Consider the following 22,007-nt stretch of genomic DNA (forward strand, 5'->3'; position numbering starts at 1 on the left):
ACCCTCTTCGAACTCGGCGCCACGGTCTAGCTGCCCGGCGCCGCGCACGTCTGAGGCTCCACTGCCCCGCCGAAGGGGCGGCCGTCCGTAATCCACCGGGCGGCCGCCCCTTCGGCGCGTACGGGGCCGTCAGTCCTCCTGGGCCGGCGCCGAGGCGCTCTTCGCCGCCCGGCCGTCGTCGCCGGAGGAGTCCGGCGCCGAGCCGAGGCTGGCGGCGAGCGTCGCCGTCAGAAGGGCTGCGCCCACGACGAGGAGGGAGCGGCTCGGTCGGACCGGGTGTGATTCGCGCACGGTTTCTCCAGGGTCGGTGAGTCGGCGAACGCGCGCCTTACCAGTTCTCCGGCACGTAAACCTGTCGAACGTCCTCGTTTCCCCACCGCGGCCGGAACCCGTGTGCGGCCCTCTGCGGCGGTACGGCGACCCGCCCGGACCCGAGGGACGCCCGGCCCCCTCGCGGCCCTCCACCGGCGGGGCAGGTACGCCGAAGGGGGCGGCCACCCGGCGTGTTCCGGATGACCGCCCCCTTCGGGTCTGCCCTGGGTGCTACTTGCCCTTGGCGGCTTCCTTGAGCTTGGAGCCCGCGGAGACCTTCACGCTGTAGCCGGCCGGGATCTGGATCGGGTCGCCGGTCTGCGGGTTACGAGCGGTGCGAGCGGCACGGTGGGTGCGCTCGAAGGTCAGGAAGCCGGGGATGGTGACCTTCTCGTCGCCCTTGGCGACAATCTCGCCGACGGTCTCGGCGAGCGCGGCCAGCACGGCGTCGGCGTCCTTGCGGGTCACGTCGGCGCGGTCGGCCAGGGCGGCCACCAGCTCACTGCGGTTCATGTTTGTACTCCCGTGTTCTTCTTGCCTGTAAGGCGTGAGATCGAAGCCGATGCTGCCAGGGCCCTCGGACAGTCCCCGGACCCGGGTCTGTCGTCAGACCCTCGCGCCCAAATACGCATCCTGCCCCCACCAGCGGCGGGAAAGCCAATCCGGCACCCTCCGGAGTCACACGAAAAGCGCCACAGCCTCGAAGTGGTGACGCTCCGTCCGCTGCCGGAAGCGGACCGCAGGGCTCTGCACGGGCCCTGCGGGCTCATTGCCCGCCACCCTAGAGGGGGCCGAGAGGCCCTGCGACCCGCGACGCGCCGGGTGATCCACCCGGGCCGCCGGGAAACGTCAGGCGGACGTGGAACCCGTCACAGCGGAGCCCACGGCCTTCGCCGCCGTGCGCACGGCGCCGGCGACCGCGCCGGCCACCTTGTCGTTGAAGACCGACGGGATGATGTAGTTCGCGTTCAGCTCGTCCTCGGTGACGACGTCGGCGAGGGCGGCGGCGGCGGCCAGCATCATCTCCGTGTTGACGGTCCGGGACTGGGCGTCCAGGAGGCCGCGGAAGACACCGGGGAAGACCAGCACGTTGTTGATCTGGTTCGGGAAGTCGGAGCGGCCCGTGGCCACAACGGCCGCCGTCTGACGGGCGATTGCGGGCTCGACCTCGGGGTCCGGATTCGCGAGCGCGAAGACGATCGCGCCGTCCGCCATCGCGGCGACGTCGTCGCCGTTCAGGACGTTGGGGGCCGAGACGCCGATGAACACGTCCGCGTCGACCACGGCCTCCTTGAGGGTGCCGGTGACGCCCTCCGGGTTGGTGTTGTCGGCGATCCAGCGCAGCGGCGACTCGGGCGCGGCGTCGACCAGGTCCTCGCGGGCCGCGTGCACCACGCCGTGGATGTCGGCGACGACCGCGTGCTTGACGCCGGCGGCGATCAGGAGCTTGAGGATGGCGGTGCCGGCCGCGCCGGCACCGGACATGACGACCCGTACGTCGCCGATCGACTTGCCGACCACGCGGAGCGCGTTCGTCAGCGAGGCGAGGACCACGATCGCCGTGCCGTGCTGGTCGTCGTGGAAGACGGGGATGTCGAGGGCCTCGCGCAGCCGCGCCTCGATCTCGAAGCAGCGGGGCGCGGAGATGTCCTCCAGGTTGATGCCCGCGAAGCCGGGGGCCATGGCCTTGACGATCGCGACGATCTCGTCGGTGTCCTGGGTGTCCAGGCAGATCGGCCACGCGTCGATGCCGGCGAAGCGCTTGAAGAGGGCCGCCTTGCCCTCCATGACGGGCAGCGCGGCCATCGGGCCGATGTTGCCCAGGCCCAGCACGGCGGAGCCGTCCGTCACCACCGCGACGGAGTTGCGCTTGATGGTCAGGCGGCGGGCGTCCTCGGGGTTCTCGGCGATCGCCATGCACACGCGGGCCACGCCCGGCGTGTAGATCATGGAGAGGTCGTCACGGTTGCGGATGGGGTGCTTGGACGCCATCTCGATCTTGCCGCCGAGGTGCATCAGGAACGTACGGTCGGAGACCTTGCCCAGGGTGACGCCCTCGATGCCGCGCAGGCCCTCGACGATCTCGTCGGCGTGGGCGGTCGAGCTGGCCGCGATGGTGACGTCGATCCGCAGCTTCTCGTGGCCGGAGGCGGTCACGTCGAGGCCGGTCACGGACCCGCCGTGGGACTCGACTGCCGTGGTGAGCTGGCTGACCGCGGTCCCGCTGGCGGGGACCTCCAGTCGGACCGTCATCGAGTACGAGACGCTGGGCGCCGTTGCCATGGCCGACTTCCTCTGCTTTCCCTAGCTTCATTGCTACGCCGCCGCGACTGTTGCCCGGCGGCGCCTTCCGATGGTCGCACCTACCTGCGGGTAGCAGGTAATGCGGTCATTTAGTTTTCGGAAAGTGTTTTCCACCATACGAGAACCGCAGGTGAAACAGAAGAGGCCCGCGGTACCCGAGGGTGCCGCGGACCTCTTCTTGTATGTACGTACTAGGTGGCACCGACCCGCCATGCTCGCCTCGCGGCAAGTGGTCGCTCGAAGCGACGAAGGTTGGGCCCGGGGGCTTGGATCGAGCCGGTGCCACCCCCAGGCTAACAAACCACCCCGGCAAGTGATTCCCCCGTGACGGATCGACCCGCGTTCAGTCCTGGAGCAGGGCCGGGACCCCGTCCGCGTCGGGCCTGTCGCGTTCCCCCGAGACGACCGTGAGCTGCTGCGTCGCGCGCGTCAGCGCCACGTACAGCACCCGCAGGCCGGCCGGTGACTCCTCCGCGATCTCGGCCGGCGACACGACGACCGTCGCGTCGTACTCCAGGCCCTTCGCCTCCAGGCTGCCGAGCGCCACGACCCGGTCGCCGAGCGGCGCGAGCCACTTGCGGGCCTGCGCCCGCCGGTTCATCGCGACCACTACGCCGACCGTGCCGTCCACGCGGTCCAGGAGGCGCCGGGCCTCCTCGCGGGCGGTGGCGGCGAGGTCGGCGCCCGGTGCGTCCCGTACGGCGGTGAAACGCGGCTCCACGCCCGTGGAGCGCACGGCGGCGGGCGACTCCATCCCGGGCATGGCCCGCTCCAGCACCCTGGCCGCGAGGGCCGCGATCTCCGCCGGGTTGCGGTAGTTCACCGTGAGGGTGAAGCGGCGGCGCGGACGGGCCCCCAGGGCCTCGTCGCGGGCCGCGGCCGCCTCGTCCGGGTCCGTCCACGAGGACTGGGCCGCGTCACCGACGATCGTCCAGGTGGCGTGCCGGCTGCGGCGGCCGACCATCCGCCACTGCATGGGCGTGAGGTCCTGCGCCTCGTCGACGATCACGTGCGCGTACTCGGTCCGCTCCTGTGCGAGCCGCTCAGCCCGCTCCCACTGCGTCTCCTCGCGCTGCGGCATCAGCTCCTCCAGGCCGCTGAGCTGGTCGAGCGGGTCGTACTCGCGCTTCTTCCGGGGCCGGGCGGGGGTGCCGAGCAGCGTGTTGAGCTCGTCGAGGAGCGCCACGTCGTGCACGGACAGCGGCCCCTTCCCGTCCGCGTCCAGGCGGCGCAGGGAGCGGGCCAGCTGGCGGGTCTCGCGCGGGTTGAGTACGCGGCGGGCCCAGCGGCCCAGGCGCCGGTCGTCGGCCATGGCGGCGAGCACCCGGCGCGGGGTGAGCTCGGGCCACCAGGCGTCGAGGAACTCGATGAACTCGGGCTCGGTCGAGATGTCGTCGTCGAAGCCGGAGCGGAGTTCGGCGATCAGCTCCTGGTCGGTGTATCTGCCCCGGCCGCTGGACTTGGACCACAGAGCGTCCAGGAGCAGCTTGCGGGCGCGGGGACGGAGCAGGTTGACGGGGGCTGTGCCGCTGAGGACGTTGTGCCGGATGCGGTTCAGGTCGTCGGCGTCCAGCTCCACGCGCTGGCCGAAGGCCACTACTCGCAGGCGGGTGGGGGTCTGGGTCTCCGCCGGTTCGTTCTCCTCCTCGCCGAAGGACAGCTGGCCCTCCTCGGCGGGGGCCGCCGGGGCGGGCGGCGCGTCCAGGGCACCGCGCGCCGCGTTGCGCAGCACCTTGAGCATGCGCGAGGAGCCCTTGATGCGGGCGATGTTCGGTTCGTCGTACGTCGATGCCTCCGCGCCGTCGACCAGTGAGCCCACCGCGCGGATCGCGACCTGGCCCTCTTCGCCGAGCGAAGGCAGCACGCCCTCGGTGTACGCGACGAGCAGCGGCGTCGGGGAGACGATGAGGATGCCGCCCGCGTACTTCCGCCGGTTCTGGTAGAGCAGGTACGCGGCGCGGTGCAGCGCCACGGCGGTCTTGCCGGTGCCCGGACCGCCGGAGACCTCCGTGACGGAGGCGGCGGGGGCGCGGATGACCAGGTCCTGCTCGGCCTGGATCGACGACACGATGTCGCGCATGGTGTGGCTGCGCGCCTGCCCCAGGGCCGCCATGAGCGCGCCGTCGCCGATGACGGGCAGGGCGGCGCCTTCGAGGGTCGCGGTGAGCTCCGGGCGCATCAGGTCGTCCTCGACGCCCAGGACCTTGCGGCCCTTGGACCGGATGACCCGGCGGCGTACGACCCGGCCCGGGTCCTTGGGCGTGGAGCGGTAGAACGGCGCGGCGGCGGGCGCGCGCCAGTCGATGACCAGCGGGCTGTAGTCGGAGTCCAGTACGCCGATGCGCCCGATGTGCAGGGTCTCGGCGATCTCCGCGGTGAGGTCGGGGCGTACCGCGTCGTCGGCCGGCTCCACCGAGGTGAACGCGCCGTCCGGGCCCTTCTCCCCGTCCTTGCCCCGGAGCAGGTCGATGCGCCCGAAGAGGAAGTCCTCGAACTCGTTGTTGAGCCGGTTGAGGTGGATTCCGGCACGGAAGACCTGCGCGTCCCGCTCGGCGAGCGCGCCCGGGGTACCGACCTGGCCGCGCTTGGCGGCGTCGTTCATGAGGAATTCCGCCTCGTGGATCTTCTCCTCCAGACGGCGGTACACCTGATCCAGATGATCCTGTTCCACACCGATCTCGCGGCTCCGTGCCGACTCCTGCGAGGAGGAGTCGGCGACGGAGTTCACGGAATCGACAGCGGCATCCTGCGCGGCCACCGAGGCCCCCTTCTGACGTGCTGCGGGCAGCCGTCAACCGTACGCGACGGTGGGCGGCGACCGCACCTGTCAGAAGCGGGAAATTATGGTGATCTGCTCGGATTCATCCGGGGCGGGGGCCTCCCGCCGTCAGGCTTCCACCTCGACGAGGCGCTTTCCGTCGAACGTACGGACCTCGAAATGATCGATCTCGCTACGGTTCATCGCCGCCCCGCCGTGGACGTACAGCGGGTTCTTGGCCATCTTGTGCGTGCTGTCCGGGATGCCGTAGCCCCACTTCGGGACGGCCCAGCTCGTCACCGTCTCCTCCTCGCCGTCCTTCGAGACCGCGATCAGGCTGCACTTCAGCGGGCCCTTGACGTTCTTGAGCTCCAGGACGGTGTGGGTGCCCCACGCCTTCTTCTCCATGCCGACCGTCGCGCTGACCTTCGTGGCGGCGTCGGTCGCGACGATCTTCTCCTCCATGTGGTTGAAGAAGGCGTCCTCGGCGGGGCTCGTCGGGTGCGGCTCGCCCGCGACGTGGCGGCCCCCGTCGTCGCCGCCGGACATCGCCACCACCGCGATCGTGGGACCGCCGATCACCAGCGCGGCGGCCGCCGCCACCAGGTACAGCCCGCGGCGGCGACGCCGGGCCCTGCCCGCCGCGACCTCGTCCGTGAGCCGGGTGAGGAGCTGCGGGCTCGGCTCGGTCAGGCGCGGGGGCGGGCCCGGGGACTCGGCCAGGGCCGCCATCATCGGCTCCATGCCCGCGAGGTCGTCGAGCTGGGCCGCGCAGTACTCGCAGTAGGCCAGGTGGGCCTCGAAGGCGGTGGCGTCCGCGTCGTCCAGGATGCCGAGTACATAGGCGCCCACGGCGTCGTGCTCGGAATGCCGGTCGTACGTCGTCATGCCGACACCCCTCGTTCCTCCAGTGCGAGTTTCATGGAGCGCAGTGCGTAGAAGACCCGGGACCTGACGGTGCCACTGGGTATGCCGAGCACTTCGGCCGCCTCATTGACGGTACGCCCTCTGAAGTACGTCTCGACAAGTGCTTCCCGGTGGGCGGGAGTCAAATCGTCGAGTGCGTCGGAGAGCGTCATCAGCCACAACGCCTTGTCGATCTCGTCCTCCGCGGGCATGACCTCCAGCGGTGACGGATCGACCTCCTGCGGCCGGGACTGCCGGCTGCGATGGTTGTCGATGACGATGCGTCGCGCGACCGTCACCAGCCAGGGGCGGACAGAGCCGGTCGCCCGGTTGAGCTGACCGGCGTTCTTCCAGGCACGAATGAGCGTCTCCTGCACGACGTCCTCCGCGCGCTGGCGGTCGCCCGCGACGAGACGGAGTACGTACGCGAGCAGCGGTCCCGCGTGCTCTCGGTAGAGCGCGCGCATCAACTCCTCGTCGGGGGTCGCTTTTTCGGCGCGCGGTCGCTCGCTGCGATGTCGAGCTCTGTGCTGACGGCTATCTGCCACGGCCGCATCCTCGCGCACCCGAACCTCCCGGTCGAGACCCTGTGTGGCTCCCTCCCCCATCACTACGCAGGGGTTCGGCGATCGACTCAACGCGATCCGAAAAAGTTTTCAGCCGGTTGGCCGGGGCGGGGCGGGGGCGGGGTCTTGGGCGGTTGTGGCCCGGCGGCGGTGGCGCGCCACCCGTTCGCGGTTGCCGCACACCTCGCTGGAGCACCAGCGCCTGCGGCGGCCCCGGGACGTGTCGAGGTACAGGCGGCGGCAGTTGACGGCCTCGCACTGGCGCAGCAGGGCGCGGGCGGCGGGGTCGGTCAGCAGGTCCACCGCGTCGCGGGCGACCGCGGCGAGCAGCGGGGCGCACGCGGGGGGCTCGCTGAGGGCCCTCAACCAGGCGCCGCCTTTCGTGCGTTCGGCCCTTACGCCGGGGGGCGGGGTGGCGGCCAGCGTGTTGACGTGGTGCAGGGCCTGGGGGGCGGGGCGGCCCGTCAGGGCCGCGTGCACCAGTTCCGTGACGTACGCGCGGACTTGGGTGAAGCGGTGGAGCCAGGCGTCGTCCACCGCGTCCAGTGGCGCGCCGGCGGGCACGAGGCCCGCGCGGACCAGCCAGGTGCGGAGGTGGTCGGGGTGGCTCAGCTGGTCGGTGCTGTGCGCGCCCGTCGCCACCAGGTCCAGGCAGACTCGGCCGGAATCGAACCGCATGTCGCACGCGTCTGTGCCTGTGCCTGCGCCTGCGCCTGCGCCTGGGTCGGCTGTCATGCGCCTGTCACCGCCTTGGGGTCACCGGTGGTGGGTGTTGCACCCCAGAGTGCCTGTCGGCGGGGGGCGCCGGAAGGGCTGCTGCCGGGGTGGGGGGCGGCTTGCTGGTCCGGGGCTGGAGGGTCGGCCCGGTGGCCCGGGGCTACGGGGGCGGGGCCGCGCCGGGGCGTCTCCTCGGGTGCCGAACGTCCGGGCACCGCGCCTCCGTACACCGGGTTGCGTTCGACACCCTGCGGGGAGCGCCCCCGCACGTCCCCACCCGGCAACGCAACGACGCTCGGGGCGGCAAGGCGGGCCCGGTGGCCCGGAGCTACGGGGGCGGGGGCCGTGCCCCGCGGGGAGCGGCCCCCGCACGTCCCCGCCCGGCGACGTTCCGGGCGGCGAGCAGCGGGGTGCTACTCGGTCGCGTACTTCGTTTCCGCCGTTGGGTCCAGGGCCAGGCGGTAGCCGCGTTTGACCACCGTCTGGATCAGGTTGGGCGCGCCCAGGGCCGTGCGCAGGCGGGCCATCGCCGTCTCCACCGCGTGCTCGTCGCGGCCGGAGCCCGGGAGCGCGCGCAGGAGGTCGGCGCGGGAGACCACCCAGCCGGGGCGCCGGACCAGGGCCCGCAGCAGGGACATTCCGGCGGGCGGTACGGGGCGCAGCTCGCCGTCGACCACGACCGCGTGGCCGCGGATCTCCATGGTGCGGCCGGCGACCGGCAGGGTGCGGGCGCGGCCCGGGAGTTCGCGGCACATCAGCTGGACCAGGGGGCCCAGGCGGTAGCGTTCGGGCTGGACCGTGTCGATGCCCCGCGCCTGGAGTGGGAGGGCGGTGACCGGGCCGACGCAGGCCGCCAGTACGTCGTGGCCGAGCGCCGCCAGGAGATCCGGCAGGAGGCCGCGCTCCTCGGCCCGGGACATCAGCGACGCCGCCGCGGGCGCGCTGGTGAAGGCCAGGGCGTTCACGCCCCGGGAGACCGTCGCGTCGATGAGGCGGTCCAGCGGTGCGATGTCCTCCGGCGGCATCCAGCGGTAGACGGGCACGCCCACCACCTCCCCGCCGCCGGCCCGCAGCGCCTCGACGAATCCGGGCAGCGGTTCGCCGTGCAGCTGGATCGCGATACGGCGGCCCGCCACCCCCTCGTCGAGCAGGCGGTCCAGGACCTCGGCCATGGACTCGGAGCTGGGCGACCACTCCTCGGTGAGGCCGGCCGCCCGGATCGCGCCCTTCACCTTCGGGCCCCGGGCGAGGAGTTCGACGTTCGCCAGGCGGGCGAGGAGCGCCTCGCCCAGGCCCCAGCCGTCCGCCGCCTCCACCCAGCCCCTGAAGCCGATCGCCGTGGTGGCGATCACCACGTCGGGTGCGTCGTCGATGAGCTGCTTGGTGGTGGCCAGCAGCTCGCTGTCGTCGGCCAGGGGGACGATCCGCAGTGCGGGCGCGTGCAGGACGGCGGCTCCGCGCCGCGTCAGCAGGGTGCCCAACTCGTCGGCGCGCCGGGCGGCGGTGACGCCCACGGTGAAGCCCGCGAGGGGACCGTGCTGCGGTTCGGGGGTGGTGGTGTTCACGGACATGGCGTACCCGGCTCTCATACCGCTGTGCTGGTGATGCGGAGGGCCGAGCCTGTCAACAACACGTGACAGGCTCGGTTCCACCGTATTTCCCGGCCGTTACGGACCTGCGCGCCTCACACCTCGGCATACGTGAGCTGCGGCTTCGCCGGAACGGCCACCGGACGCCGAAGGTATACCGCCCAGGTGACCGTGAAGCACGCGGCGTAGAAGGCCAGGAAGGCCGCGAACGCCGCCGTGCCCGTGCCGGCCGTCTGGAACGACTGGCGGAAGGCCAGGTTGATCGCGAGCCCGCCCAGCGCGCCGACCGCGCCGATCAGCCCCATGGACGCCCCGGACAGCCGCCGCCCGTAGGCCGCCGCCTCCTCGCCCTCCATGCCCTTCGCCAGCGCCTTGGCCTGGAAGATCGCGGGGATCATCTTGTACGTCGACCCGTTGCCGAGGCCGGACAGGACGAAGAGCGCGGTGAACCCGGTCAGGAAGACGGGCAGCGACTTGGTGGTGGAGGCGTAGACGACCACCGAGGTGGCGGCGGCCATCGCGGCGAAGTTCCACAGGGTGATGCGCGCGCCGCCGAAACGGTCGGCGAGGGAGCCGCCGAGGGGGCGGATGAGCGAGCCGAGGAGCGGGCCGATGAAGGTGAGCGAGGCCGCCTGGAGCGGCGTACGGCCGAACTGTGTCTGGAGGACCAGACCGAAGGCGAAGCTGTAACCGATGAAGGAGCCGAACGTCCCGATGTACAGGAAGGCCATGATCCAGGTGTGCCGGTCGCGCACGGCCGCCTTCGCCGCCCCGGTGTCGTTGCGTACGGGCGCCAGGTTGTCCATGTAGCGGGCCGCGCACACGGCCGCGAGGACGATGAGCGGGAGGTAGATGCCCAGCAGGAGGCGGGGCTGGTTGGCGCCGGCGACGGCGATGACCAGCAGGCCCATGAGCTGGACCACGGGGACGCCGATGTTGCCGCCGCCCGCGTTCAGGCCCAGCGCCCAGCCCTTCTTCCGCAGCGGGAAGAAGGAGTTGATGTTCGTCATGGAGGAGGCGAAGTTGCCGCCGCCGACGCCGGTGAGCGCGGCGACCACCATGAAGGTCGTGTACGAGGTGCCGGGCTCCATGACCGCGAACGCGGCGCCTGTGGGCAGGAGCAGCATCAGCGCGCTGAAGACGGTCCAGTTGCGGCCGCCGAACCGGGCCACGGCGAAGGTGTACGGCACCCGGACGACCGCCCCGACGAGGGTGGCGGTGGCGATCAGGAAGAACTTGCCCGCCGGGTCGATGCCGTACTCCGGGCCCATGAACAGCACCATGACGGACCACAGGGTCCAGATGGAGAAGCCGATGTGCTCGGACAGCACGGAGAAGATCAGGTTGCGGCGGGCGATCCGCTCCCCTGACTCCTTCCAGAAGGTGTCGTCCTCGGGGTCCCACTGTTCGATCCACCGGCCTGCCATGACGCGCCTCCACGAGTTCTCGGGTCGTGGAGGCGACGTTATGGACAGTGGATTTCAGGCCCGTGCCGTGAGGTGACCGGCGCGCAACCTTGCTCTCACCCGGCGGTCAGCGCGGGTGTGAGCGCTTTTTGGGGGCGCCGTTCGGCCACAGACGCGGCTTGCGCTGGGCGGCGACGTCCTCCAGCCACCCGACCGCCATGATCATCAAGCCGATCAGCGGCCAGACGACGATCAGCATCAGCGTGGTGTACGCGCTCTCGATGTAACCGGAGTACGTCGGCCAGACGCCCGGGATCTGGAAGAGCAGGTCGATCACCGGGATGGTCGCCATGATCAGCAGGTTGTGCCAGAGGTAGATCGTCACCGCCCGGTTGTTGGCCAGGGTGATGACCGTGTCGAAGCCCTTGAGCCGGGGTGGCAGCTCCTTCCAGGCCGGGGAGTACTGGAGGAGGATCACGCAGAAGCCGAACGACCAGGCCGCCTGGGCGAGCGGGATGTCGTTGAGGTCCCAGCCGTCCGCGGTCAGGTGCCAGGAGGCCCACCACAGGCCGAACGCCATGATCAGCGTCGACACGGACACCGAGATGTAACGCGGGACCTTCTGGAACAGGCCGTCGTTGTGGGCGAACCCGAGCACCCAGCAGGAGCCGTAGACCGCGAAGTCGGTGAGGGCGTTGCCGAACTCGCCGGGGATCGTGAACAGACCCGAGCCGATGACGGCGGTGACGCCGAGCGGGGCGAGCAGCGTCACCCACGGCAGCTTGCGGAACGCCCACAGGAGGACGGGCGACGCGATGACGAACCAGAGGTACGCGCGGATGTACCAGAGGGGACCCGCGGCCTGGACCGCCCAGGTGTCCTCCAGCAGCCCCGCCTTGTCACCGCTGTGCCAGGGGAACGGCGGCGCGCCGACGGGGAAGACGTAGTTCACGAGTTTCAGGAACCACCAGACGCCCTCCTCCTTCAGCGGCTCCCAGCCGAAATAGAACATGATCGGTACGACGGTGAGCGAGAACGCCCACATCGGCGGCAGCAGCCGCCGGACGCGGCCCCGGATCACGCCGGCGGCCGGCCGCTTCAGCGAACGCGCCATGAGCGACCCGGCCAGCGCGAACATCACGCCCATGGAAGGGAAGAGGATCGTCAGCCAGGCCCAGCCGAAGATGTGGTAGACGACGACGCGCACGAGCGCGATGGTCCGCAGCACGTCGAGGTACCGGTCGCGGCCCGGACGGGCCGCCGCGGTCGCGGGCCCGGCGGCGGGCTCGGCCGGCTCCGTCCCGACCCGGGCGCGGGGCATCCGCGCGGTCGCGTCGGTGTCGCCGGTGGCGGTGCCGTACGCCGGCTGTGCGCCGTAGCCGGTGGCGTAGGCGGGATCGATGCCGTACGCCGGCTCCGTGCCGTGGGCGGGGCCGGGGGTGGTGCCGGAGGTCATGCGACGGGCCTCTTCTCGTTGCTCCGCTGTCGCTGGCCGGGGATGGAGCCCGGCGCCTCGACCGCGCCGGTGCGGCGCAGCTTCTGCCAGCGCAGCCGGCCGCCGGTCAGCGCGGTGATCCAGGACTGGAGCAGCACGACGTACATCAGCTGCCGGTAGAGGATCTGCTGGAGGGGCAGCGAGATCAGGTGGGTCATCTTCTCCCGGTCGAGCCGGAAGGCGTACGCCGCGCAGACCGCCTGGATGGCGAGCACGCCGAGCCAGGCGACGACGGTCTTCTGGGTGGGGCCGAAGACCAGGCCGTACAGCAGGAACACGTCGATGAGCGGGGCGAGCAGCGGGAACAGCACCATGAACAGGGAGACGAGCGGAAGGCCCACGCGGCCGAAGCGCCCCGAGGGGCCGCTCTCGACCACTGCCCGGCGGTGCTTCCAGATCGCCTGCATCGTGCCGTAGCTCCAGCGGTAACGCTGCGACCACAGCTGCTGGACGCTCTCCGGGGCCTCGGTCCAGGCGCGCGCCTTCTCGGCGTACACGACCCGCCAGCCGTCGCGGTGCAGGGCCATGGTGACGTCGGTGTCCTCGGCGAGGGTGTCCTCGCTCATGCCGCCGAACCGCTGGAGGGCGTCGGCGCGGAAGGCGCCGACCGCTCCGGGGATCGTCGGCATGCAGCCCAGCAGGTCGTACATCCGCCGGTCGAGGTTGAAGCCCATCACGTACTCGATGTGCTGCCAGGCGCCGATCAGCGAATCGCGGTTGCCGACCTTGGCGTTGCCCGCGACGGCGCCGACGCGCGGGTCGCCGAAGGGCTGGACCAGTTCGCGGACGGTGGCGGGCTCGAAGACGGTGTCGCCGTCCATCATCACGACGATGTCGTAGCGGGCGTTGGCGAGACCGTTGTTCAGGGCGGCGGGCTTGCCCGCGTTCTGCTGGCGCACGACGCGTACGTTCGGCAGCCGCATCGCCTCGACGATGTCGGCGGTGCCGTCCGTCGAGCCGTCGTCGATGACGATGATCTCGATCGGATGCTCGCTGGACATCAGCGAGCGGACCGTGTTGGCGATGCACTCGCGTTCGTTGTACGCGGGGACCAGCACCGAGACGGGGCGGGTGTACTCCGGCCCCCAGCTGAAGCCCCGGCTGCGGACCTTGCGCGCGTGCAGGAAGGACAGCAGCAGCATCATGCCGAAGCGCAGCATGACCAGGACGCCGATCACGGCGAGGCCCCCGACAAGGACGCTGGTGGTCTTCTCCGAGACGGCCACGGCGTAGACCCAGGCCCTGCCCTTCCACAGCTCGGGGCCGGTGACCTGGGTGTGCGCGGTCGGCGCGCCCAGGGCCTCGGTGAGGTTGGTGAAGGCGTAACCGCGGTCCTGCATCATCGGCAGGAAGCGTTCGAGGGCCGCCACCGTCTGCGAGCGGTCGCCGCCGGAGTCGTGCATCAGCACGATCGAGCCGTCGGTGCCCTTCGGGGTGGCGCGCTTGATGATCGCCTCGACGCCGGGACGCTTCCAGTCCTCGGAGTCGGTGTTGTTGAACGCCGTGATGTAGCCGCGGCTGCCGATGTACTGCGTGACCGGCCACGACTTGTTGTCGAGCGCGTCGGAGAACGAGGAGTACGGCGGACGGAAGAGCGAGGTCCGGATGCCGGCCGCGCCCGCGATGGCGAGCTGGTTCTGGGACAGCTCCCAGTCGATGCGGTCCGTGGACTGGTAGGAGAGGTCGGGGTGGTTGAAGGTGTGCAGCCCGATCTCGTGCCCCTCCTCCACCATGCGCTCGACGAGGTCGGGGTGGCGCGAGGCCATCGTGCCGGTGACGAAGAAGACGCCGTGGGCGTCGTACTGCTTGAGCTTGTCGAGGACCTTCGGCGTCCACTCGGGGTCCGGGCCGTCGTCGAAGGTCAGCACGAGTTTGCGGTCGGGGACGCTGAGCGCCTTGGGCGACTTCGCGTCGCGCGTGTCGATGACGGGGCCGCCCTTGAGGATGTGCTCGGGGACCCGGTCGACGGGGGCCGGGGGCCGCACCCGGTGGTCCGCGAGGATCTCGCTGTGGACGTAACCGCGCAGCATCAGCATGGCGAGCAGCGCGACCAGGAAGAGCGAGGGCAGCAGGTAGCGCATGGGTATGCGTCGCCGGACGGTGCGCCGGCCGCGGGCCGCGCGCGGCGGCCCGTCGGGGCGCTGTGCGCGGTGGGCGCGGTTGGCGCGCCTGCCGTGTGATGCCATGTGTGCTACGTGCCTTTCGCGGCCAATTGACTGGTGGTGCCGCCTGCGACGGGGTCCGTCTGCGGGTCTGCCGGCTCGGTGCCGGGGTCGGTCTCGCCCGGGTCGGTGCCGGGGTCCGGGTCCGTACCGGGGTCGGTGCCGGGGTCCGGCTCCGTGCCGGGGTCGGTCTCACCGGGGTCCGTGCCCTCGTCGGGGTCGGTGCCGGGCGCCGGGTCCGCGCCGGGATCGGTGCCGGGTGCCGGGTCCGCGCCAGGGCCGCTGCCGCCGGTGGCCTCGGGCGGACGGTTGTCCTCGGGGGTGCGGGCGCTCTTCGAGGAGCTCGCGCCGGGCTCCGGGGCCATGACACCGGCGCCCGCCGGCGCGTCGGCGGACGGCGGCTCGGTGGCGGACGTCGAGGCGGAGGTCGTCGCGCCCGGTGTCACCGCGGGCGTCTCGCCGGGCAGTGACTCCTCGGGCGCCGGGGATATCCGGACCGTGTCCGTCTTCTTCTTGTCGTCGGCGAGCCCGGGTATCTGGAGGAACGGCGCCGTGGAGTTGCCCCCGGCGAGGGCGACGACCAGCGTGACGGCGTAACAGGCGCAGGCGAAGGCGAGAACCCAGCCGATGCGGCGCAGCTTCTTGCTCCTGCGGCCGCTCGCGTCGACGAAGACGGGGCCGTCGGAGCCCTCCTGAAGCTCCACGGCCTCCGCAGGACGGTGGTCCTCGGCGTCGAGCCGGACGGTGCCGAGCTGCACCGTGATCTCGCTCGGGATCGGGTCTTGGGGACGCCCGGATCGGGCATCGTCTCGCCAATTGTCCACGGTTGTACGCACATCCCCCACTGAAGTGACCGGGGTGCGCACGCCCTGCCTGATCCATCTGTTGCACGGAACGGGCCCCCACCCACTCCGAGCGCCCCCTATCACACCGCACCCAGGCGATGAATGTAGCGCACGCCGACAGCAGGAGGGCCGCTGAGTCAGCTGTTGTTGAGCATCAGTGACATATCGGTTTCGGGCAGCCAGCCACCGGGGGGCATTTCCAGCCATCCACCCCGCTTGCCAAGCTCGGAAATCGACCTATTTAGCACATCAAGCCCCTTATGGCGGAGACCTTTTCGCCACACAAGTGAGATGGGCGACAGTGGTACGGGATCCACGATCGGCCGCAGCTCCATGCCGGGCACCGCGATGAATTCGGTACTCGCCAGTACGGACCAGCGCCGCTTTCCGATGAACCGCACGAACTCCTCGGCCCCCTCGATCTCGGGGAACGGCGCGGCCACCTCGATGCCCCGCCCGGCGAAGAGCCGTTCCGCCAGGTCGGTCCACTCGGCGGTGGCCGGGTTGCCCGCCGCCGCGTAGAGGGTCTCGCCCGCGAGGGCGTCGAGCGGCACCTCGTCCAGCGCGGCCAGCGGGTGGTCGTCGGCCAGCAGCACGGCCATCCGCTCGAACCGCACGGGCCGGTGCTCCAACTGGTCGAGCAGCGCGGGGTCGATCCCGGCGACGCGCCCCGAGGACACGTCGAGCCGGCCCGCGAGGATCGCGGCCGCCGCCCCCGTGAGCCCGCTGTGGAAACGGGCCACGAACTCGACGTCGGGCGCGGCCGAGCGCGCCGCCTGGAGCACCTGGTACGCGGTGCCGACATGCGCCCCCACGTCGACGACCAGCGGACGCTCGTCCGGCGTCCAGGCCGCCGCCAGCGCGTCGTACGCCGCCAGGACCCGCCGCGCGTACGGCAGGAGCCGTTCACCGTCCGCCGTGAGCGACACGCTCCGGGTGGACCGTACGAACAACTCGGAGCCCAGCTCCCGCTCCAGCCGCCGGACGTCGCGGCTCAGCGCCTGCTGGGCGGTGTAGAGCCTGGCCGCCGCGCGGGTGAAGTGGAGGTCCTCGGCGACCGCCTCGAAGGCGCGCAGGAGCCGGGGTTCGATGTCGTGGTGCACGGCGTGAATTTACAACGCGGGTGCGTCAATCGCCGCCCACAAGGTGTTGGACCGCCCGCGCCTCCCGCCCGGAAGCTTGATCCATGCCCGTCCAAGAATCCTTCTCCCCTCTCCTGGCCGTGTCCGGCGACGTCCTGATCGCCGCCGACCGCCCCGGCCGGCCGGACGCGCCGCGCCGCCCGCCGCGTCGCCGCCCGCCCGGCCGCTTCTCCCCCTACCGCCGCCTGTTCACCGTCCCCGGCGCCCGCGCGTTCACCGCGGGCAACCTCCTCGCCCGCCTCCCCATGGGCATGTTCAGCGTGAGCGCGGTCATGATGATCGCCGGTTCGCGCGGCTCGTACGCCCTGGCGGGCGCCGTCACCGCGGCCGGTCTCCTCGTCACCGCCCTCGTGGCGCCCTGGACGGCCCGGCTCGTCGACCGGCACGGCCAGGCCCGCGTCGCGGTGCCCGCCACCGCCGTCGCCGTCCTCGGCTCGCTCGCCCTGGTGCTGTGCGTCCGTTACGACGCACCCGACTGGACGCTCTTCGCCGCGTACGCCGCCACCGCCACCACGCCCAACACGGGCGGCATGTCCCGCGCCCGCTGGGCCCACCTGTTCCGCGACGATCCGGCGGCGCGGCACACGGCCAACTCCTTCGAGCAGGCCGCCGACGAGCTGTGCTTCATGCTCGGCCCGGTGGCCGCCGCCTTCCTGTGCACGGCGCTCTTCCCCGAGGCCGGCACCCTGACCGGGGCGGCGCTCATGATGACCGGCGTCGTCGTCTTCGCCGCCCAGCGCGCCACGGAACCGCCCACGGCGCCCCGTACGGCGAACACCCGGTCCCCGCTCCGCCTGCCCGGCATGCCCGCACTGCTCGCGGTCTTCCTCGCCACCGGCGCCGTCTTCGGGTCCATGGAGGTCGTCACCCTGGCCTTCGCCGACGGCCTGGGCCACGGCGCGGCGGCCGGCCCGGTGCTCGCCCTCCAGGCGGCCGGATCGTGCGTGGCCGGTCTGCTGTACGGCTCCGCGCGCCCGGCGGCCGACCCGCGCCGCCTCCTGCCCGCGTGCGTCGCGGCGATGACCGTGCTGATGTCCCTGCCCCTGCTCGCCGCCTCCACCGGATCACTGGTGGCGGTCGCCGGAGGGCTGCTGCTGGCGGGCGCGGCCACCGCCCCCACGATGGTCACGGGCATGACCCTGCTCCAGGGCGTGGTCCCCGGGGCCCGCCTGAACGAGGGCATGACGCTGGCCGTCACCGCGCTCCTGGGCGGCATAGCCGCGGGTTCGGCGGCCGGCGGCTGGCTGGCGGAACACGCCACCCCGACGGTGGGCTACACGGCCCCGGTGGCGTCGGCGGCCCTGGCCCTGCTGCTGTGCGCGACGCTGCGGGGTACGACGAAGGCCCCGCCGTCCTAGGACGGCGGGGCCTCGGCCTCACATGGGAATTGTGGAGATGGCGGGAATCGAACCCGCGTCCAACGGTGCAGAACCAGGGCTTCTCCGAGTGCAGTCCGCTGCGCTTTTCTCGGCCCCGGAGATCACACGGACAAGTCTCCGACGGGCTCAGTCACTGTTTGATTTCCCACCCGATCCCGTGACCGGACCGAGTGGTTTAGTTCCCTTGATGATGCCAGGATCCGGGTCGGGAACACCCCCGGGCTGACACTTCGCTAGGTCGCTACTTAGGCAGCGAGGGCGAAGGAATCGCGCTTGGAATCGGCGATTATTGGTTGCGACATATGGTTAACGAGATCATTGCCGCTTCCTCGACTCGCTTCCCCTGCCTCGACATCCGCTGTCGAAACCGATCATCCCCATGTTGTTTTTTCAAAGTGCCCCGAGAGGCACAGGTGCATCGTACGTGAACAACCCACGACCGTGCCAGCCTATTCCCGCCGGGCCGGGGCGCGCCCTCAGAGCTGCCCGCGCTCCCTGCGCTTGACCGCCGAGATCGCCCGGTTCGTCTCCCGCAGGTCCTGCTTCTCCCGCAGCGTCTGCCGCTTGTCGTACTCCTTCTTGCCCTTGGCCAGCGCGATCTCGATCTTGGCCCGGCCGTCCTTGAAGTACATCGCGAGCGGCACGATCGTATGACCCGACTCGGACGTCTTGCTCTCCAGCTTGTCGATCTCCGCCCGGTTCAGCAGCAGCTTGCGCTTGCGCCGCGCGGAGTGGTTGGTCCAGGTCCCCTGCGAGTACTCCGGTACGTGCACGTTGTGCAGCCACGCCTCGCCGCCGTCGAGCTGGACGAAGCCGTCCACCAGGGAGGCGCGTCCCTGGCGCAGGGACTTCACCTCGGTGCCGGTCAGGACCATGCCGGCCTCGTACGTGTCGATGATGAGGTAGTCGTGCCGCGCCTTCTTGTTCTGCGCGATCAGCTTGCGCCCTTTTTCCTTAGCCATAGTGCGGCCATTTTCGCACTACGACCCTCCCCCGAGGCCACTCAATACTGTGCGGGCCCGCTCCTCGGCCCGCTCGCTCACCGGGAGGTCCGGGCTGATGCCCCGCCCGTCGACGCTGTGGCCCGCCGGGGTCCGGTAGTGCCCGACGGTCAGCTCGGCCACGGAACCGTCCGGCAGGCGGCTCGGCATCTGCACCGAGCCCTTCCCAAAGGTCCGCGACCCGACGGTGACCGCCCGGCCGCGGTCCTGGAGCGCCCCCGCGACGAGCTCCGCCGCGCTCATGGTCCCGCCGTCGACGAGCGCCACGACGGGCCGGTCGGTGTCCCCGCCCGGCTTCGCGTACAGCGCGCGCTGCTCGCCGTCCACGTCGTACGTCGCCACCAGCCCGCCGTCGAGGAAGGCCGAGGCGGCGGAGACGGCCTCGGTGACGAGCCCGCCGCCGTTGCCCCGCAGGTCCAGCAGTACGCCGTGGTCCTCGGGGACGGCGCGGACCGCTTCCCGCACCCGCTCGCCCGAGCCCCTGGTGAAGGACGCCACCTTGATCAGGGTCGCGCCGTCCGCGAGCCGCTCGACGGTGACGGCCTCGGTACTCAGACGCGCCCGCCGCAGCCGCTCGCTCCAGCGGCGCTCACCGCGCTGGAGGCCGAGCACCACCGAGCTGCCGGCCCGGGCCGTCTCGCCGCGCAGCAGCCGGACGACCTCGGTGACGGGGCGGTCCTCCACCGGCTGCCCGTCGACCGTACGCAGCCGGTCGCCCGCCCGGACGCCGGCCCGTGCGGCGGGCCCGCCGCGCTGTACCCGGGAGACCTCGACGCGGCCGTCGCCGGCCCGCTCGGCCCAGAGGCCGACGCCCGTGTACTCGCCGCCGAGCGCCTGCTCGAACTCCTCGTACTCCGCCGGGTCGTAGACCGCGCCCCACCGGTCGCCGCTGCGGCTGACGACCTCTTCGGCCGCCTCCTTGCCGGACTTGCCGTCGGCCATCGCCTCGGCCGCCGCGTCGGCTACCGCTGCCCTGTCGGCCGCGGACGCGACGGAACGGGCGGGCAGCGGCGGCGACTTCTCGTCACCCCCCGGCCAGGAGTCGGTGACGGCGGCGGTGACGACCACGGTCGCGAAAACCAGTGTCAGGGCCGCCCCGCGGCGGACGCCGCGGGGACGAAAGGTGACTTCAGGGCCCAACATGGCGCCGAGTCTAGGACAAACGAAGGGCGCCGTACGGTCGGTTGACCGTACGGCGCCAGGGGCTCATGTCACACCTTGAGGTACTTGCGCAGGGCCACGAAGCCCGCCAGCGCGGGCATCAGCAGGGCGATCGCGAGCACCAGCGGCAGCTTGGCCAGCACCGCGTCCCAGCCGATGAAGTTGACGAGCGTCAGCTTGTCGGCGAGCGCGAGGCCGTGATCGATCAGGAAGTACCGCCCGACGAGCAGCATGGCGCAGGCGAACACTCCGCCGATCAGGCCGGCGAACGCGGCCTCCATGATGAACGGCATCTGGATGTAGAAGCTGGACGCGCCGACGAGCCGCATGATGCCCGTCTCACGCCGCCGGCTGAAGGCGGAGACGCGCACGGTGTTGACGATCAGCATGAGCGCGATCACGAGCATGAGGGCCATCACGCAGAGCGCGGCCACGTTCATGCCGTTCATCAGCTCGAAGAGGTTGTCCAGGATGCCGCGTTGGTCCTCGACCGACTGGACGCCGTCGCGGCCCTCGAAGGCGGTGGCGACCACCTTGTACTTCTCCGGGTCCTTGAGCTTGACCCGGTACGACTCCTGCATCTGGTCCGGGGTGATGGTGTCGGCCATCGACGTGTCCCCGAACTGCTCCTTGTAGTGCTTGAACGCCTGGTCGGCGGACTCGTACGTGACGGTGTCGACGATCTCCATCTTCTTGAGATCGGTCTCGATCTCCTTCTTCTGCTCCGTGGTGACCGCCCCCTTGGAACACCTGGGGATGGTCTCGGCGTCGTTCTTGTTGCAGAAGAAGATGGAGACGTTGACCTTGTCGTACCAGTAGCCCTTCATCGTGCTCACCTGCTCGCGCATGAGCAGCGCCCCGCCGAAGAGGGCGAGGGAGAGGGCGACCGAGATGACCACCGCGAAGGTCATGGTGAGGTTCCGGCGGAGACCGACGCCGATCTCCGACAGGACGAACTGGGCGCGCATGGCGTCCTTTCAGTGCTGGTATCCGTAGACGCCGCGAGACTGGTCGCGCACGAGGCGGCCACCCTCGAGTTCGATGACGCGCTTGCGCATCTGGTCGACGATCTGCTGGTCGTGGGTCGCCATCACCACAGTGGTGCCGGTGCGGTTGATGCGGTCCAGCAGCTTCATGATGCCGACGGAGGTCTGCGGGTCGAGGTTGCCGGTCGGCTCGTCCGCGATCAGCAGCATCGGGCGGTTGACGAACGCCCTCGCGATCGCCACGCGCTGCTGCTCACCACCGGAGAGCTCACCGGGCATCCGGTCCTCCTTGCCGCCGAGGCCGACGAGGTCGAGCACCTGGGGCACGGACTTGCGGATCTCTCCGCGCGACTTGCCGATGACTTCCTGCGCGAACGCGACGTTCTCACCGACGGTCTTGTTGGGGAGAAGGCGGAAGTCCTGGAAGACGGTGCCGAGCTGGCGCCGCATCTGCGGCACCTTCCAGTTGGACAGGCGCGCGAGGTCCTTGCCCAGGACGTGCACCATGCCGTGGCTGGCGCGCTCCTCACGCAGCAGGAGCCGCAGGAAGGTTGACTTGCCGGAGCCCGAAGATCCCACCAGGAAGACGAACTCGCCCTTCTCGACCTCCAGGGATACATCCCTGAGGGCGGGGCGGCTCTGCTTCGGGTAGGTCTTGGAGACGTTGTCGAATCGGATCACGGGTGCACCACGGTCGCCGGGAGTAGGTGAGCGTGACCATACGCGACGCGGGCAGGGGCGCGCAGTCGGCGTCCTGGGATGGGCGATTTATCACGGAACGGTGATGCCTTGCGACCGGAACGGAACGGCCTTAACCCGGCGGGGCGCGCCGGAACCCGTACGAGCTGGCACAGTGGGAGGGGGAACAGTCTCGTTCCCCTGAGCGTTGGCGGGAGAGCACCTGAAGGCGGCTCCGCCGCGCGGGAGGAGGAAAGCGCATGACCTATGACCGACTGGTGTGCGCGAACTGCGCGGCGCCCGTGAACCAGGGCCGCTGCCCGGTCTGCCGGGCGAACCGGGCCAGGCTCCAGCAGGAGGGCGGCCCGCTGGCCGGGCTGACCCCCGCGGCGCTGGTGGTGCTCGTGGCCCTGCTGGTGGCGGCGGTGGCCCTGCTGGTGCACCAGACCGCCTGAAACCCCGCCGTACCGGCTTCCACGGCCCCCTGGCGGGCCCGGTGGAGACATGAGAGGGGCCCGGAGGGGGGCCGGGGGGGCCGGGCCCCCGGGGCACCCCAAACCGGGGTGGGGGCCCGACACGCCCGGGACCACCCCGGGGGCC

At 71.2% G+C, this 22,007-nt stretch carries 19 protein-coding genes and 1 other RNA gene; 2 read left to right on the top strand and 18 right to left on the bottom strand.

The window, feature by feature from the left end; genetic code table 11:
- Positions 1 to 129: 129 nt before the first annotated feature.
- From ACWGH0_RS31540 to ACWGH0_RS31600, 13 genes are all read right to left on the bottom strand, one after another.
- The gene (locus ACWGH0_RS31540) at positions 130 to 291 is read right to left on the bottom strand and encodes a hypothetical protein (protein ID WP_453407693.1); all 162 of its coding nucleotides are present in this window, start codon (positions 289 to 291) and stop codon (positions 130 to 132) included.
- Positions 292 to 543: 252 nt separating this feature from the next.
- Positions 544 to 825, bottom strand: coding sequence for an HU family DNA-binding protein (locus ACWGH0_RS31545; protein ID WP_028815325.1), 282 nt, complete (start codon positions 823 to 825; stop codon positions 544 to 546).
- A gap of 336 nt (positions 826 to 1,161) precedes the next feature.
- Positions 1,162 to 2,595: a malic enzyme-like NAD(P)-binding protein gene (locus tag ACWGH0_RS31550; protein WP_453407694.1), complete on the bottom strand. Its 1,434-nt coding sequence runs from the start codon at positions 2,593 to 2,595 to the stop codon at positions 1,162 to 1,164.
- A gap of 364 nt (positions 2,596 to 2,959) precedes the next feature.
- Complete coding sequence (locus ACWGH0_RS31555; protein ID WP_453407695.1) at positions 2,960 to 5,374, bottom strand: HelD family protein; 2,415 nt, start codon at positions 5,372 to 5,374, stop codon at positions 2,960 to 2,962.
- Between the two features lie 129 nt (positions 5,375 to 5,503).
- Positions 5,504 to 6,262: an anti-sigma factor family protein gene (locus ACWGH0_RS31560; protein ID WP_453407696.1), complete on the bottom strand. Its 759-nt coding sequence runs from the start codon at positions 6,260 to 6,262 to the stop codon at positions 5,504 to 5,506.
- Complete coding sequence (locus tag ACWGH0_RS31565) at positions 6,259 to 6,888, bottom strand: sigma-70 family RNA polymerase sigma factor (RefSeq protein ID WP_453407697.1); 630 nt, start codon at positions 6,886 to 6,888, stop codon at positions 6,259 to 6,261. The genes ACWGH0_RS31560 and ACWGH0_RS31565 overlap by 4 nt, the downstream gene beginning before the upstream one ends.
- A 48-nt stretch (positions 6,889 to 6,936) precedes the next feature.
- Positions 6,937 to 7,524: a CGNR zinc finger domain-containing protein gene (locus ACWGH0_RS31570; RefSeq protein ID WP_453407698.1), complete on the bottom strand. Its 588-nt coding sequence runs from the start codon at positions 7,522 to 7,524 to the stop codon at positions 6,937 to 6,939.
- A 452-nt stretch (positions 7,525 to 7,976) separates the two neighbouring features.
- A complete protein-coding gene (locus tag ACWGH0_RS31575) occupies positions 7,977 to 9,128 on the bottom strand; it encodes a uroporphyrinogen-III synthase (RefSeq protein ID WP_453407699.1) in 1,152 nt (383 codons plus the stop codon).
- 119 nt (positions 9,129 to 9,247) lie between these two features.
- On the bottom strand, positions 9,248 to 10,579 hold the full coding sequence (locus tag ACWGH0_RS31580; protein WP_453407700.1) for an MFS transporter: 1,332 nt from the start codon (positions 10,577 to 10,579) through the stop codon (positions 9,248 to 9,250).
- 106 nt (positions 10,580 to 10,685) lie between these two features.
- On the bottom strand, positions 10,686 to 12,014 hold the full coding sequence (locus ACWGH0_RS31585; RefSeq protein ID WP_453407701.1) for an acyltransferase family protein: 1,329 nt from the start codon (positions 12,012 to 12,014) through the stop codon (positions 10,686 to 10,688).
- A complete protein-coding gene (locus ACWGH0_RS31590) occupies positions 12,011 to 14,134 on the bottom strand; it encodes a bifunctional polysaccharide deacetylase/glycosyltransferase family 2 protein (protein WP_453407708.1) in 2,124 nt (707 codons plus the stop codon). Before ACWGH0_RS31590 ends, ACWGH0_RS31585 begins: the two co-directional genes overlap by 4 nt.
- 110 nt (positions 14,135 to 14,244) lie before the next feature.
- Positions 14,245 to 14,973, bottom strand: a complete 729-nt coding sequence (locus ACWGH0_RS31595) for a hypothetical protein (RefSeq protein WP_453407702.1) — start codon at positions 14,971 to 14,973, stop codon at positions 14,245 to 14,247.
- A gap of 224 nt (positions 14,974 to 15,197) precedes the next feature.
- Positions 15,198 to 16,163 carry a LysR family transcriptional regulator gene (locus ACWGH0_RS31600; RefSeq protein ID WP_453407703.1) on the bottom strand — a complete coding sequence of 322 codons (966 nt, stop codon included), beginning with the start codon at positions 16,161 to 16,163 and terminating at the stop codon, positions 15,198 to 15,200.
- An 83-nt stretch (positions 16,164 to 16,246) separates the two neighbouring features.
- On the opposite strand from ACWGH0_RS31600, the gene ACWGH0_RS31605 reads away from it, so the two are divergent.
- Positions 16,247 to 17,560: an MFS transporter gene (locus ACWGH0_RS31605; protein WP_453407704.1), complete on the top strand. Its 1,314-nt coding sequence runs from the start codon at positions 16,247 to 16,249 to the stop codon at positions 17,558 to 17,560.
- A 29-nt stretch (positions 17,561 to 17,589) separates the two neighbouring features.
- Here the strand turns inward: ACWGH0_RS31605 and ssrA are convergent.
- From ssrA to ftsE, 5 genes are all read right to left on the bottom strand, one after another.
- Positions 17,590 to 17,960, bottom strand: a transfer-messenger RNA (tmRNA) gene (gene ssrA / locus ACWGH0_RS31610).
- Between the two features lie 97 nt (positions 17,961 to 18,057).
- On the bottom strand, positions 18,058 to 18,543 hold the full coding sequence (gene smpB, locus ACWGH0_RS31615; RefSeq protein WP_138897258.1) for an SsrA-binding protein SmpB: 486 nt from the start codon (positions 18,541 to 18,543) through the stop codon (positions 18,058 to 18,060).
- Positions 18,544 to 18,561: 18 nt separating this feature from the next.
- On the bottom strand, positions 18,562 to 19,725 hold the full coding sequence (locus ACWGH0_RS31620; protein WP_453407705.1) for a S41 family peptidase: 1,164 nt from the start codon (positions 19,723 to 19,725) through the stop codon (positions 18,562 to 18,564).
- Positions 19,726 to 19,793: 68 nt separating this feature from the next.
- Positions 19,794 to 20,711, bottom strand: coding sequence for a permease-like cell division protein FtsX (ftsX, locus tag ACWGH0_RS31625; protein ID WP_453407706.1), 918 nt, complete (start codon positions 20,709 to 20,711; stop codon positions 19,794 to 19,796).
- 9 nt (positions 20,712 to 20,720) lie between these two features.
- On the bottom strand, positions 20,721 to 21,410 hold the full coding sequence (gene ftsE / locus ACWGH0_RS31630) for a cell division ATP-binding protein FtsE (protein ID WP_028815006.1): 690 nt from the start codon (positions 21,408 to 21,410) through the stop codon (positions 20,721 to 20,723).
- A gap of 257 nt (positions 21,411 to 21,667) precedes the next feature.
- Between ftsE and ACWGH0_RS31635 the strand changes: the two genes are divergently transcribed.
- Positions 21,668 to 21,862, top strand: a complete 195-nt coding sequence (locus tag ACWGH0_RS31635) for a hypothetical protein (RefSeq protein ID WP_453407707.1) — start codon at positions 21,668 to 21,670, stop codon at positions 21,860 to 21,862.
- Positions 21,863 to 22,007: the final 145 nt, after the last annotated feature.

The organism is Streptomyces sp. NPDC054887, from assembly GCF_053610585.1.

Coding starts and splice junctions, on each gene's coding strand:
- ACWGH0_RS31545 (WP_028815325.1), bottom strand. CDS start 825: ATGAACCGCAGTGAGCTGGTGGCCGCCCTGGCCGACCGCGCCGACGTG.
- ACWGH0_RS31550 (WP_453407694.1), bottom strand. CDS start 2,595: ATGGCAACGGCGCCCAGCGTCTCGTACTCGATGACGGTCCGACTGGAG.
- ACWGH0_RS31560 (WP_453407696.1), bottom strand. CDS start 6,262: ATGACGACGTACGACCGGCATTCCGAGCACGACGCCGTGGGCGCCTAT.
- ACWGH0_RS31565 (WP_453407697.1), bottom strand. CDS start 6,888: ATGGGGGAGGGAGCCACACAGGGTCTCGACCGGGAGGTTCGGGTGCGC.
- ACWGH0_RS31570 (WP_453407698.1), bottom strand. CDS start 7,524: ATGCGGTTCGATTCCGGCCGAGTCTGCCTGGACCTGGTGGCGACGGGC.
- ACWGH0_RS31580 (WP_453407700.1), bottom strand. CDS start 10,579: ATGGCAGGCCGGTGGATCGAACAGTGGGACCCCGAGGACGACACCTTC.
- ACWGH0_RS31585 (WP_453407701.1), bottom strand. CDS start 12,014: ATGACCTCCGGCACCACCCCCGGCCCCGCCCACGGCACGGAGCCGGCG.
- ACWGH0_RS31590 (WP_453407708.1), bottom strand. CDS start 14,134: ATGCGCTACCTGCTGCCCTCGCTCTTCCTGGTCGCGCTGCTCGCCATG.
- ACWGH0_RS31605 (WP_453407704.1), top strand. CDS start 16,247: ATGCCCGTCCAAGAATCCTTCTCCCCTCTCCTGGCCGTGTCCGGCGAC.
- smpB (WP_138897258.1), bottom strand. CDS start 18,543: ATGGCTAAGGAAAAAGGGCGCAAGCTGATCGCGCAGAACAAGAAGGCG.
- ACWGH0_RS31620 (WP_453407705.1), bottom strand. CDS start 19,725: ATGTTGGGCCCTGAAGTCACCTTTCGTCCCCGCGGCGTCCGCCGCGGG.
- ftsX (WP_453407706.1), bottom strand. CDS start 20,711: ATGCGCGCCCAGTTCGTCCTGTCGGAGATCGGCGTCGGTCTCCGCCGG.
- ACWGH0_RS31635 (WP_453407707.1), top strand. CDS start 21,668: ATGACCTATGACCGACTGGTGTGCGCGAACTGCGCGGCGCCCGTGAAC.